This is a genomic window from Anaerostipes sp. (assembly GCF_018381315.1).
In the GTDB taxonomy this organism is placed as follows: domain Bacteria; phylum Bacillota; class Clostridia; order Lachnospirales; family Lachnospiraceae; genus Anaerostipes.
The window spans coordinates 208,942-221,484 of the sequence record NZ_JAGZSD010000005.1 but is presented as its reverse complement, the minus strand read 5'-3'; the positions used below and the strand labels follow the sequence as shown (position 1 = coordinate 221,484).

Below are 12,543 nucleotides of genomic sequence, written 5' to 3'. Positions count from 1 at the left end.
ATTAGATGTATTGAAATAGAGAGCCACACGTGCACCAGATTGCAGGAAAAACAGATAAACAAAAACATTAGATGTATTGAAATTCACCGATATGAAGTTTTCGCCCGACTGCATCATCGATAAACAAAAACATTAGATGTATTGAAATGAGTGGACAGCCAAGGGACTTATGAAAGTCAGTGGATAAACAAAAACATTAGATGTATTGAAATGAGCAAAGAACTATTATGGAATGAAAGATGAACAAGATAAACAAAAACATTAGATGTATTGAAATAGTCCCTGTATTTTCGCAGAAAACCCACTCATGTGAGATAAACAAAAACATTAGATGTATTGAAATTTGAATTCTTAAAGGGGTGATAAGATGGACAGAAGATAAACAAAAACATTAGATGTATTGAAATAAAGAAGACCGGTTAATCGTAAAGGAAGTTGTGCGATAAACAAAAACATTAGATGTATTGAAATACTTGATACAATATTCATAATTCCAGTAGTTTTCGATAAACAAAAACATTAGATGTATTGAAATTCGCCTCTTTCTTCTTCGAGTTCAATGTTAAAAATGATAAACAAAAACATTAGATGTATTGAAATTTCTTCGTATAGCAGACCCGGCTTCCCACATTATGATAAACAAAAACATTAGATGTATTGAAATTGGCGTAAATCATCCACCACTTGTAAGCCAAAAAAGATAAACAAAAACATTAGATGTATTGAAATAAGTTTTACCATCCTTTGTCTTTCGTTTCTCACCCTGATAAACAAAAACATTAGATGTATTGAAATATAAAAGATGAAGGAAACAGAAGCAGTAGAATAAAGATAAACAAAAACATTAGATGTATTGAAATTGCTATGCCTGCAGCACTACTGCATTCTTAGAATACGGATAAACAAAAACATTAGATGTATTGAAATTTTAATTCTACAGCAGAAAAAAAAGCTGATTGTTGGATAAACAAAAACATTAGATGTATTGAAATGTCCGCAAGGGCCAAAGGGAGAGACGGGAGCAACGGATAAACAAAAACATTAGATGTATTGAAATTTGTCACTGTTTGACCAGTCCAACTTGATCCAGCCTGATAAACAAAAACATTAGATGTATTGAAATAATGGAATATCTTACAAAGAGATAGAAAAAAAGAGATAAACAAAAACATTAGATGTATTGAAATACAAGAAAAGAAAGCTGCTGCATCTCACTGTTTGCGATAAACAAAAACATTAGATGTATTGAAATAAAAAGAGATGATGGACTTATACAAAAACGATTATGGATAAACAAAAACATTAGATGTATTGAAATTATAAATGCGGTTACGTAGACATGATTACAAATCAGATAAACAAAAACATTAAATGTATTGAAATTTGATACTTATAATGCGATTACGGGAGCGGCAGTGGGATAAACAAAAACATTAGATGTATTGAAATTGTTCCCAGTTGCTCGTCTCAATTATAATTTTCATGCGATAAACAAAAACATTAGATGTATTGAAATGACTATACCCCGCACAAGCCCTATTAGCAATTAAGTAGATAAACAAAAACATTAGATGTATTGAAATCTGAGTAAATATGTGATGAGGAAAGGTTATAAAGGATAAACAAAAACATTAGATGTATTGAAATCCCAACTGTCCGATTTCTGTAGTTGTGTGGTCGTGATAAACAAAAACATTAGATGTATTGAAATGCAGCTACAGATAGCCCAATAGTGCTGACAGCCAGATAAACAAAAACATTAGATGTATTGAAATCTACTTTTTTTGACATTCCCTGCAGGTTCTGTCTTGATAAACAAAAACATTAGATGTATTGAAATTTAAAGCCAATGCCAGATCACAGTATTCAGAAATTGATAAACAAAAACATTAGATGTATTGAAATTTTCCGAGCGTTCGTTATCCCATCCCTGGGTACTTGATAAACAAAAACATTAGATGTATTGAAATTATGGATCTTCTACCTTTGCGGCCTGTAAAGCGTTCCGATAAACAAAAACATTAGATGTATTGAAATCGTTTTTCTTTTAAAACAGAAGACGCATTTTTGGGGATAAACAAAAACATTAGATGTATTGAAATGACTTTGGATCTATTAAAGTCGCTGTGATTTTATTGATAAACAAAAACATTAGATGTATTGAAATTATGATGTTGAGTCTTTCTTGTAATGAGCAGTCTGGGGATAAACAAAAACATTAGATGTACTAAAGTAAATGAAATTTGTTTACAGTTGACCGATTAGCAAAAGCACTTGATGTAGAGGGACGTTTTTGTAGCCTAGATATTTCGAATCTTATTTGAGAATATATTGTTGGAATTTGTTGAGGAAATAGGGCGATTGTGGTAAAATAAGAAACAGGATGGTCAAAGATTTGGATTAAAATATGAATATGACAATGCAAAAAATTTTACATAGATTTTGGAATAAAGTTGTAAAAATACAAGTTAGTAAAAAGGATAACAATTTTTTGGGAACGGTTAATTATAACTGTTCTTATAGGTGGGTTTTGTATAAAAATAATTAGACAGAAGTTGCAAATATGCAATTTCTGTCTTTATTTTTAGAAAATAAGGAGGATTATACAATGAATAAAAAAATTTTAGGAAGCTGTATGCTGGAATTTAAGCTGTCTCAGCTGACTCCATTAATTCATTTTAAAAATGAGACGGGAAACTCTATCCGGGCCACAGAGATGAAACCGAAATTGGATAGATATATAAGTAAGTATATAAAAAAGAATGAGATTGAGATCAAACAGGAGTGGCTGTCATACGGCGATAAAGACTGGTTTTTATCAGAAGGCGACACGGAGAAAGGGATGCTTCTTGCGTATGATTATAAATTGAGAATTAAAACGGGCATAGACCAGTCAACAATAAGATCTTATAAAAAAACGGTGAATTCAACCTCGGCAATAGGAGCATATTTTTGGACAGGATCTGACCCTAGATTTAATTCATACTATGGTCAAATAATTGTAGAAGTATTATGCAAAAATAAAGAGTTAAAAGAACTGGTCAAAGATATTTTTCCAGAGTTCATATCGGGGACAACTTTTGGCTTTAGACAGGATAAGGGTTATGGATATTTTTTTGTAGATCAAGAGGAGACAACGGTAGAAAAGCAAAGACAGTTAATTGAGAAATATATAAATACATTTAATAAAAGAGATAACAAAAGAATTCAGTTATATAAATTAAATAAAATTGGAGGCACTTATGAACAATGTTTAAAAAAAATTAAAGATTTCAATCGCGACATAAAAAGTGGAGAGAAAAACAGTGGATCTTTTATGCTTAATGATTATTCATATCCGGACAGGAGTTCTGTCATTCATGAAAAAAATGCTATGTACCTGACCTTAAAGAACATTGATTTGAAAAATAAAGAGAAAATTTGGTATATTAGAGGTTTGCTGGGGTTTGCTGATCACTATCAGTCATCAAACAAGAAAGAATTTAAAATAAAAGTATATGAAAACGGAGAAGAGCAAAAGAACTTCAGATTTGCCTCACCGATGAGGTTTATTCCAGCAGTTGATTTTAAAACTGTATTCTTATTATTTGATTTAGAAGCTGTCCATAAACTTCAAGAAAAATCCAATTCCCTGGATATTGTTTTTGAATATTCTACAAGTAAGAAATTTACTGCTAAAATACCCGGATCGAAAAGTTACGATATTACGAATATGCTGGATTCATACATTCTAAATAGAAATAAATATGGATTGGAGAAAATCAACTAATATGAGGAGAAAAGAAGATGAAGAATGAAGGTAAATCAGATTACATAGGAATTACAATCGGTCCGATTGTAGATACACTGCTATTATCATCATCGCCGGCCGGGCTTTGGGGAGCTAGTTATCTGTTTTCTTATATTGCAAAAAATTTAGCAGAAAAATTAATTGATGAGGGGATTGAGGAGAAAGAGTTTGTCTGTCCTGCCCTTGACCAGGAAACAGAACAAATAATAAAAGAAGCGCAGGGAGTTGGACTTTTCCACGACCGGATTATTTTTCGGGCAGGAACAAATGAAATGGATACTGTAAAAGCTGCAATTTCATGGATAAAAGATAAGATAGCAGACGAATTTTATGCTGATCTTGCCGGCAAAGGCAGACAGGATGAAGAATATGAAAAGTATCGGGACTTTATGCGTAATTATCTGCAGATCCACGCAGTGAAAGCTTCTGTAGAAGAAAATGATAATCCAATTCTTGTGCTGGGGCCGCTGTTGGATTCCCTGGAATTAATGAAAACAGTGAATACCAAAGAAGAAAAAAATTATATTTTAAAAATGCTTGTAAATCAGGAAGCGTTGAATCAGGAGACCCCGGAAGAAAATGACGAATCAAAAGGAAAAAATTTTTATATGAAATCCAGTTTTCTTGCAAAGGACATAATCAGGAATGATAGTTGGCAGCTGATGGAGGACGGCAAAATCAAAAATATTTCTGACATTGCCGGAAATACAGCAGAGAAAAAGGAAAAGACCAATAAAAAGAAATACCAATATTATGCATTTGTACAGTCTGATGGAGATAATTTGACAAAGATTTTAAAATCAATAGGGGATTTTTCAGAAGAAAAAAATAATCATGATGCTATTCGTGAATTTTCAAAGACATGCTTTCGTTATTCAAAAAAAGCAGCGGCGGCAATTCATGAATATGGCGGTGTTACAATCTATGCCGGCGGAGATGATCTTTTGTTTTTAGCACCTCTGGAGAACGAAAAAAGGAGCATTTTTCAGTTAGTACAAAAGCTGGAAGGCGTATTTGAACAGGAATTTGATAAGTATTTGATAAAAGAGGATGAAAATCCACTGTCTGTTTCGTTCGGAGTTGCGATTCATCACGAAAGTTATCCTCTGTATGAGAGTCTGAAAAGAGCATTTATGCTGTTGAGCAGAGCAAAAGATGGTGAAAAGAACGGACTGGTTGTGGAGTTGATGAAACATTCAGGGCAGAAAAATGGCATTCATGTTTTGAAATTTTCAAACAATGAAACGTATCAGCAAATGCTGAGGCTGTTTGATGAGATTTGGCAGCTTGATGATAATTTTCTGCGGTCATTGATGCAGAAATTTGGCCTGCATGAAAAAGAAATAAAAGAAGCATTATTAAAACAAGAAGCAGCACCGGAATATGAAAATCATATTGTTCAGAACCTGGTGGAGAATCTGTTTTCAAATCGGCATCACAATATTTTTAACGAAAATGATGACAGTGAGGATACTTCTCTGAAAGAGGAAAGAAAGTATATAAGAGATGTAACTGGTTTATTTTTCATGCTGGAAAAACAGAAAGAAATTCAATGTTTAAATAAAGACAGGACAGACTCCTTGGCGTGCCTGGAAACGATGATCCGAATTATGAAATTTTATCAGGAAGAGAGAGGTGATGCATAATGGCTACATATAGGGTATTATTCAAGCCGCTGGAGCCTTACTTTTTAGGGAATGAAAGATCCTTTGGGTTTGATACCGGAAATATCAGATATTATGCTGAGTCCAAAGAAGTTCCGTCTCAGTCTACAATATTGGGAACTTTAAGGTATCTGGGATTAAAGCATATAAAATCTGATTTTGACTATTCAGTGGAAGAAAAGAGAGCAAATGAGAAGGCAGTTGGAAGAAGAAGTTTTTCTATTGAAAACCCTCCGGAAGAGTATGGATCAATCAAGGGAATCTCACCAATCTTTATATATAATCAATGCAAGAACGATGAAAGAAAGGCATCAATTTATATGCCGATGCCGAAAAACCATAAAAATGGGGAAGAATTCTATTCCCCATGGGAATTGTCAGAATCATTTTATGAAACAGAGGAAGGGGAAATGAGAATTCCTGTCTTTGATGTGAAGAAAGGTGTGACGGATGATTTTATAGATGTGGAGTCCGGCAGAAGAATATCAAGGGATATGATATTCGGAACGGATTCAAGAGTTGGAATCAAAAAAACAGAGTCAGGAACGAAAGTTGGAACTGATAATTCGGGATTCTTTAAAAAAGATTATAAATATTTAAAGCAGACGAAAATGAACGACTATTCATTTGGGGTTTTTGTGAAAACAGAAGAGGATATCTGGAAGGAGGATGAAAGCAGGTTAGCTTATATCGGACAGGGAAAGTCTTTGTTTCAAGTACACTTTCAAATGATTTCTGATAGCTATGAAAATGTACTGGAGCATTTGCAGATGAAAAAAATATTTAAAAAGGGAAATGTAGATTTAGACCACCTTATTTACTTCTTGTCAGATTCCTATGTATCAAATTATAAAGAGAAGTTTAAGGATCTGCAAAACTTTTCTGTGATTGAAACGGTGGAATATCGGGGCCTCAGTACAAACACTGATAAAATGTTATCGTACAATAAACGGTTTAAGAAAGATGAGGCTTTATTCAGAATGATTTCTGCCGGAAGTATTATTTACACAGATCATAAAAAAGATTTGTTTAAAATGATCCGGCAGTCCAATCTGCAGGCGGCTGGTTATAACTATTGTTTATAGAGGAGGATGAGAAATGAAGGCAGCGGTATATTTATTAAAATGTTTGACCAATATGCATGTTGGAAATGGAGAAGAAAGTTACAATATTATAGATAATGAGGTTGAAAAGGATGTGGTTACGGGGAATCCGGCCATCTATTCCTCCGGAGTAAAAGGCTCGATACTACAATACTTTAAAACACAAAAAAGCATAAATAAAAATACAATCGAATTTATATTTGGCAACGAATATGGCGGGACAGAAGTAAAAGAAGGAAATTTTAAATTTCTGGAGGCACAGATGCTGGCAAGGCCTATGAGAGTGTCGGACGGTGATGTATCCTTTGCCATGGTGACGACAAATGAAATTCTTCAATCTTTTGCGGAACATCTAGAGACATTTGGATTTAATAAGGATGAATTAGTCACATTAAAAACAGATGTGGAGGGTGAGAGATTTATTGTAGGCAAGGAATCTAAAATAAAAGAAATAGAAGGATATTCTGCTGAAGAGTCGCATGATATGCCTGTGTTATCATCTGAACTTGGACTTCGTACGAATCTTGCTGTTACTTCTGCATCTAACTTTCGAAATATTGATCTTCCGGTACTTGCAAGGAATTGTCTGAAAAACGGGAAGTCTAAGAATCTTTGGTATGAACAGATCGTACCCCATGAAAGCTTGTTTTATTTAACGGTATTATATCCGGATGACTCTGAATATTTTGAAACATTTAACTCAGCAATAGATGGGAAGATTGTACAGTTTGGAGGAAATGCCTCCATAGGATACGGATATACTAAAGTTTTACGTTTGAGGGGGGATCTAAGTGAATAAGCGAATTATAGATCAGGAGATTTCCTATGCTTTTGATATTCTGGATGAAGCGGGGATTGTCAAAGAAGACGGCGGGGAAAAAGTGATTTTGAAGGGTTACAAATCTCAAATTGCAGCATTTGGAGCATCTATTTCCATGGGAAGTCTTATATCTGCAGTGGCATTCTACAATGATAAGGGTAATGCTGCGGTAGACCGGACAAAGCTGTTAAAAGCTATTTATAAGATTATTAATAGGCAAAAAGATATAAATGACGCCAATCAATCTCTTTATGCGTATATAAAGAATGAACTGCAGGGCTGTGAAAGTGCAGCATACCATAGTACATATGCGAGATTAAAGGAAGAAGTTATCAACGCTGCCATTGCTCTAAAGCTGGCAATGAATTTATACCCATTAAAAGATGAGACGGAGATAGGAGATAATGATGAAAAAGAGAAGTAATCTTCAATATCTGTTTGATGTGGAATATTATAAATACTTACTGGATGAGACAAAGTCTGAAGATCATATGAAAAATTGCAAAAATGCGCTGATTCAATCGGAATTTGAGAATACTGTGAGCAGTTATGATGAGCTGGTGGAAATGGATGATATCGTTTCTTTCAGACTGAAAACATGTGCACCTGGCCTGCTGATCGGAATCGGGAATGCACATGGAACCAAAGGTGAAAAAGAAGACATTCAAATGGGAATGTCTATGGACTATGTTACGGGTTATCCATATATTCCCGGGTCTGCGGTAAAAGGTATAATCCGGTCAGCATTTCAAAAATTCCCGGAAGAGATCTGCAAGTGGCTGGGTGGTGAATATGAAAACAGTAAGGAAAACCTGCAGAAATTAGAAAAAAATTTATTTGAGCCTGATTCAAAGAAAGATTTTGAAGAAAAAGATCTATTTTTTGACGCCTATATTGTAGGCACAGAACAGAAGGAACAGAAGTTTATCGATACTGATAATATTACACCTCATATTGATAAGAAAAATCCGGCAGAAAGTATTTTTAAATCTCCGGAGGCGGTTACAACAATGCTGAAAGTGCGACCTGATGTTATTTTTGAATTTAGAATTCGGATCAGCGGGAATGGAAAAATCAAGAATTCTGAGAGAAATAGAAAGGAGTTATACCAGAATCTCCTATGTGAATTAGGTATTGGGGCAAAAACTAATCTTGGTTACGGGATTGTGGAACCGCCATCTTTAGATAATTCTAAAAAAACAAAGGAAGAACAAAACCGTAAAAAGCTTTTTGAGGGGAAAGTGAAAAAAAATAAAAAAGGTGATCTGCAGTTAGGAAACGGAATTATAATAAGAGCATAAAATGAGGTATATATGGGCCATAAAGAAGAAGTATACAGCTATCATACATTTTACTTTCCGTTTATATGGGAAGGAACAGAAGAAAGAAAAGTACAGCAAGAAGACATCATTTCCTATTTTGACAGCAGTAATTACTGGGACAAGACCGATATTAAAGATTTTTCAAATGTAAATACAACAGCTGTTTTACAAGATGAACAGAGCCGTATGTGGCTGTATCAGACATATCAATATTTTCATACCCCTGTCTGTCAAGCTGTTTTTGGGAATGATTCAGATGTGGTACATAATTATCAGTTCTGTACAAAAGAAGTGAGGGAGCAGGCGTGCTATACGATAAAAAAAGCGGTAGAACGTGATAAAAAGATTCTGGAAAAAGAATATAAACTGGATTTGTACTCCATTAAGTTGAAAATTTTTAATACCGGCATTGGAATTTTGATCTTTGAATGTGAAAATAGAAAGTATTGTTCCGTTGAAGCAGTAAAAGATATAAACGAATATGGAAGAAGAATTACAGCTCCATTTTTGGACTCAGAGCTATGTGCGGATTTTCTTTCTGTATCTATTGGCAATATCGGAACGTTTAGTTTTGATCTCAAAGAAAAGTTTGGAAAAACACATACGATTCTGCACGAACAAAAATATGCAAATTATAATTGTATCGCATCTTTTATACTTGATATACTGAATTATAAAATGCCTGAAAAGAAATTTACAGATAATAAATCTGAATCAAGTACGAAGTGGTATCTTGCTACGGCATTAGATGATAGAATGTATGTAACATGCCTGGTGCGAGATGATTATTTTGCCAAATGTCTTCAAAAAGAAAATGTCTGCGGCAGTGATAATGAAGGGACCTATCCAAAAGGCTGTGATCAGTTTAGACAGAATTTGTATGAATTGATTTTTGTAGATTGTCATAATCAGATTTCATGTCCTACAGAGAGAATGAGAGATGAGATTTTAAAGAAACAGCTGTATGATCGTTGGCTTTCGTATGGGACGGCTTATGGAGTAACCCACCATTCATTTTTCTGTCTTACAACATCTGACCATAAAATAGATCGATCAGTTATTAATCCGTTTTTAATTATTTATACAGAAATGGTTACGCTTTGTCTTGCTCAGAGAAGTTCAATCATATCGTTTCAGCGGAAAATAGCCTCTTTTACAAACGAATTAAAAAGACATAAATTTATTCTGCATTTCAAAGCAACAAGAAAGCTGACAAATTTACAGGAAGACTATATTGCTTTTCAGAATCAGCTGCAGTTTTTTGAGGTTACATCCCAGGAACAGGGGATAGAGCTTTATGATATGATAGCAGAGGCATTGTATATTGATAAAGAAAAGCAAATGCTGATGGATCAGATGAATATTGCATATGAGGCTGCAAGTATTAACCAAGGATTCAGATGGAACAGCTGGGCACTTATTATCAGTATTTTAGCTCTGGCTGTAAGCTTAGGCCCTCATATTCCGGATATTTTGATAATGATAAAAAAAGCGCTGAGATTCATCCTGTATGAATTATATTTAATGAGGAGGGGTTGATATATATTATTTTTTTGTAGATGCAGAGACTGATGGACTGTATGGATCCTTTCTGACCATAGCAGCAATTGTTGCAGACGAGAGTGGGAGGGAAATTGATTCACTTTATATTGGAAAAAAATTCAAACAAGAGGAAATTCAAACCCAGTGGGTCAGAGATAATGTAATTCCGGTGATCGGAGAGTACGAAGAAATTGGAACTGAGGAAGAACTTCTGGAATTCTTCTGGATGTTCTGGCTGAAGTATCATGAAAACAGTTATTGTATCGCTGATGTGCCGTTTCCTGTAGAATGCAGACTCTTTCAGCGTTGTGTGCAGACTGACAGAGAATCCAGGCAATGGAAAGCACCCTATCCGATGCTGGATTTAAGCAGTATGCTTTACTCTGCAGGAATAGATCCGTTAACGCCGAGAGAAGACCTCATACAGGAAAAGAGAAAACTGCACAATGCGTTAGAAGATGTAAAAATCAGCTTAGAAATATGGAAAGAAATACGTGCGAAAACTGTTGAATAAAGGAGGAAATATAAGTATACCCACAGGGCCCCCGTATTTTATGCCCTTCCGGGCTAGCGTGCTTGCGCACGATAAGGTATAATTAATGTGTAACTTATTTACAAAACTTTATAACATTTCATTTTAAAGAAGGAGAGAGAGAATGAAAAAAGTTTTATTAGCATTAATTACGCTTGTATTAACAATGAGTCTGGTAGGATGTGGATCTAAAAAAAAGGAGGGAACAAAAAAACATACAGTAGAAGGAGCAGATATAACCTATAAGCTTCCTGAATCCTGGAAAGAATCAGATGAAACAAAAGGGGTTTTTCAAAAAGAGAGCGGAGGAAAAATTGTAGTTACTTTTCAGGTAGAAGTTACTGAGATGCCAACGGCAGTAGATATTAATACAGAGGAGTCCTTGAATGAATATTTGGGAGGTATAAAAAATAATAATCCATATTATAAGGATAATTTAAAAGCGGAGAGTAAGGAAGTCGATAGTTTAAAAGGACAGTATATATCTTTTGATGCAGAAAATGACAATGGAGAGATGAAATACCAAGGATTTGTTGCGAATGCAGGAGAGGCCAAAATTGTAACCTTCTCAATGTTTTATACAGATTCAAAATATAAGGAGAAATTTGACGATATTATGTCTTCTGTAAAGGCAAAGGTAGAAGAAAAGAAAGATGACACGAAGTTATACAAGGTGGATGGAACCGGCTTAACTTATAGGATACCGAAGAATTGGAAACAAACAGAGAGTGATGAAACTACTTTTCATTTGGAGGAAAATGGAGAGGGTGTCCTAGTTTTTCAAGCGGCAGGTGTTGATGCAGATGGAGAGGATATCAACGATAAAGCAACATTAAACAGTTTTATACAGGAAATTTCATCTAGCAACGAAATTAACAAAAAAAGCTTAGAGATCCAAAACAGAACAGTCAACAACATAAAAGGAAAGTATGTCACATTTGATATGAACAGTGAAGATGTAGATATGAAATGTCAAATTTTCCTTTTGACATTGGATGATAAGATTATTTATTTTACGACTTTTTATCAGGACGAAAAATATGAAGATCAATTAGATAACGTTCTGTCTACACTTATAATACAGGAATAAAATAGTATACCTTATTGTGCAGAACACATCCACTCGCAGAGTATAAAATACGGGGTGCTTTGATGCCGGAAAAGTTTAAACTGTAAAATTTTTTATTTGACTTTTCATATAGTTTATTATATTATTGTACTATAATATTAATACAAAAAAGGAGGCGCATCTCACATGATGAAGAAGCTAATTGCCCCAATCATTGTGACGGTTATCACAATCGCATTTTTAGTATTTTATTTTGGACTGATTTTTGTTTTAATTCCATTATCTGTCGGTCTCCGTCTGCTGATTGGACTCATCCCGCTTTGCCTGGCAGGCGTCTCCGTCTATGTACTCGTTGAACGCATTAAGGAAGTAAGGAGTGGTGAGGAAGATGATCTTAGTAACTACTGAAACAATATCTGGAAAAGAATTAGAAACTTTAGAAATGGTAAAAGGCAATACGATCCAGACAAGAAATGTAGGCCGCGATATTACCCAGGGATTCAAACATTTGGTTGGCGGTGAACTGAAAGCCTATACGGAAATGATGAACGAGGCCCGAGCTCTTGCCACAAAACGTATGGTGGAGGAAGCGGAAAAGCTAGGGGCAGACGCAGTTGTATGTGTCCGCTATGCCTCAGCTGAAGTCATGGCCGGAGCTGCCGAAATCATGGCATACGGAACAGCAGTTAAATTTAAATAGG

11 protein-coding genes and 1 CRISPR repeat array (1 of these 12 only partly in view) are annotated in these 12,543 nt (G+C 34.7%); all 11 genes read left to right on the top strand.

Going from position 1 to position 12,543, the window contains the following annotated elements; translation table 11 throughout:
* Positions 1 to 2,234: a CRISPR direct-repeat array (repeat unit 30 nt; unit sequence GATAAACAAAAACATTAGATGTATTGAAAT); it reaches 211 nt to the left of the window's first position.
* Between the two features lie 374 nt (positions 2,235 to 2,608).
* On the top strand, positions 2,609 to 3,769 hold the full coding sequence (locus tag KH180_RS06035; RefSeq protein WP_290757796.1) for a hypothetical protein: 1,161 nt from the start codon (positions 2,609 to 2,611) through the stop codon (positions 3,767 to 3,769).
* A gap of 17 nt (positions 3,770 to 3,786) precedes the next feature.
* Positions 3,787 to 5,436 carry a type III-B CRISPR-associated protein Cas10/Cmr2 gene (gene cas10, locus KH180_RS06030; RefSeq protein WP_290757793.1) on the top strand — a complete coding sequence of 550 codons (1,650 nt, stop codon included), beginning with the start codon at positions 3,787 to 3,789 and terminating at the stop codon, positions 5,434 to 5,436.
* Entirely contained in the window at positions 5,436 to 6,539 is a 1,104-nt protein-coding gene (locus KH180_RS06025) for a type III-B CRISPR module-associated Cmr3 family protein (RefSeq protein WP_290757790.1), read from the top strand. The genes cas10 and KH180_RS06025 overlap by 1 nt, the downstream gene beginning before the upstream one ends.
* 13 nt (positions 6,540 to 6,552) lie before the next feature.
* A complete protein-coding gene (gene cmr4 / locus KH180_RS06020; protein WP_290757788.1) occupies positions 6,553 to 7,356 on the top strand; it encodes a type III-B CRISPR module RAMP protein Cmr4 in 804 nt (267 codons plus the stop codon).
* Complete coding sequence (locus KH180_RS06015; protein ID WP_290757786.1) at positions 7,349 to 7,801, top strand: type III-B CRISPR module-associated protein Cmr5; 453 nt, start codon at positions 7,349 to 7,351, stop codon at positions 7,799 to 7,801. Before cmr4 ends, KH180_RS06015 begins: the two co-directional genes overlap by 8 nt.
* The gene (gene cmr6 / locus KH180_RS06010; protein WP_290757783.1) at positions 7,785 to 8,678 is read left to right on the top strand and encodes a type III-B CRISPR module RAMP protein Cmr6; all 894 of its coding nucleotides are present in this window, start codon (positions 7,785 to 7,787) and stop codon (positions 8,676 to 8,678) included. The genes KH180_RS06015 and cmr6 overlap by 17 nt, the downstream gene beginning before the upstream one ends.
* A gap of 12 nt (positions 8,679 to 8,690) precedes the next feature.
* The gene (locus tag KH180_RS06005; protein ID WP_290757781.1) at positions 8,691 to 10,238 is read left to right on the top strand and encodes a hypothetical protein; all 1,548 of its coding nucleotides are present in this window, start codon (positions 8,691 to 8,693) and stop codon (positions 10,236 to 10,238) included.
* Positions 10,239 to 10,410: 172 nt separating this feature from the next.
* Positions 10,411 to 10,755 carry a hypothetical protein gene (locus KH180_RS06000; RefSeq protein ID WP_290757779.1) on the top strand — a complete coding sequence of 115 codons (345 nt, stop codon included), beginning with the start codon at positions 10,411 to 10,413 and terminating at the stop codon, positions 10,753 to 10,755.
* A gap of 142 nt (positions 10,756 to 10,897) precedes the next feature.
* The gene (locus tag KH180_RS05995; protein ID WP_290757776.1) at positions 10,898 to 11,863 is read left to right on the top strand and encodes an LptM family lipoprotein; all 966 of its coding nucleotides are present in this window, start codon (positions 10,898 to 10,900) and stop codon (positions 11,861 to 11,863) included.
* A gap of 165 nt (positions 11,864 to 12,028) precedes the next feature.
* Complete coding sequence (locus tag KH180_RS05990) at positions 12,029 to 12,250, top strand: hypothetical protein (RefSeq protein ID WP_290757773.1); 222 nt, start codon at positions 12,029 to 12,031, stop codon at positions 12,248 to 12,250.
* The gene (locus KH180_RS05985) at positions 12,231 to 12,542 is read left to right on the top strand and encodes a YbjQ family protein (protein ID WP_290757770.1); all 312 of its coding nucleotides are present in this window, start codon (positions 12,231 to 12,233) and stop codon (positions 12,540 to 12,542) included. The genes KH180_RS05990 and KH180_RS05985 overlap by 20 nt, the downstream gene beginning before the upstream one ends.
* Position 12,543 lies beyond the last annotated feature (1 nt).

Coding starts and splice junctions, on each gene's coding strand:
- KH180_RS06025 (WP_290757790.1), top strand. CDS start 5,436: ATGGCTACATATAGGGTATTATTCAAGCCGCTGGAGCCTTACTTTTTA.
- KH180_RS05995 (WP_290757776.1), top strand. CDS start 10,898: ATGAAAAAAGTTTTATTAGCATTAATTACGCTTGTATTAACAATGAGT.
- cas10 (WP_290757793.1), top strand. CDS start 3,787: ATGAAGAATGAAGGTAAATCAGATTACATAGGAATTACAATCGGTCCG.
- KH180_RS05985 (WP_290757770.1), top strand. CDS start 12,231: ATGATCTTAGTAACTACTGAAACAATATCTGGAAAAGAATTAGAAACT.
- KH180_RS06035 (WP_290757796.1), top strand. CDS start 2,609: ATGAATAAAAAAATTTTAGGAAGCTGTATGCTGGAATTTAAGCTGTCT.
- cmr6 (WP_290757783.1), top strand. CDS start 7,785: ATGAAAAAGAGAAGTAATCTTCAATATCTGTTTGATGTGGAATATTAT.
- KH180_RS06005 (WP_290757781.1), top strand. CDS start 8,691: ATGGGCCATAAAGAAGAAGTATACAGCTATCATACATTTTACTTTCCG.
- KH180_RS05990 (WP_290757773.1), top strand. CDS start 12,029: ATGATGAAGAAGCTAATTGCCCCAATCATTGTGACGGTTATCACAATC.
- cmr4 (WP_290757788.1), top strand. CDS start 6,553: ATGAAGGCAGCGGTATATTTATTAAAATGTTTGACCAATATGCATGTT.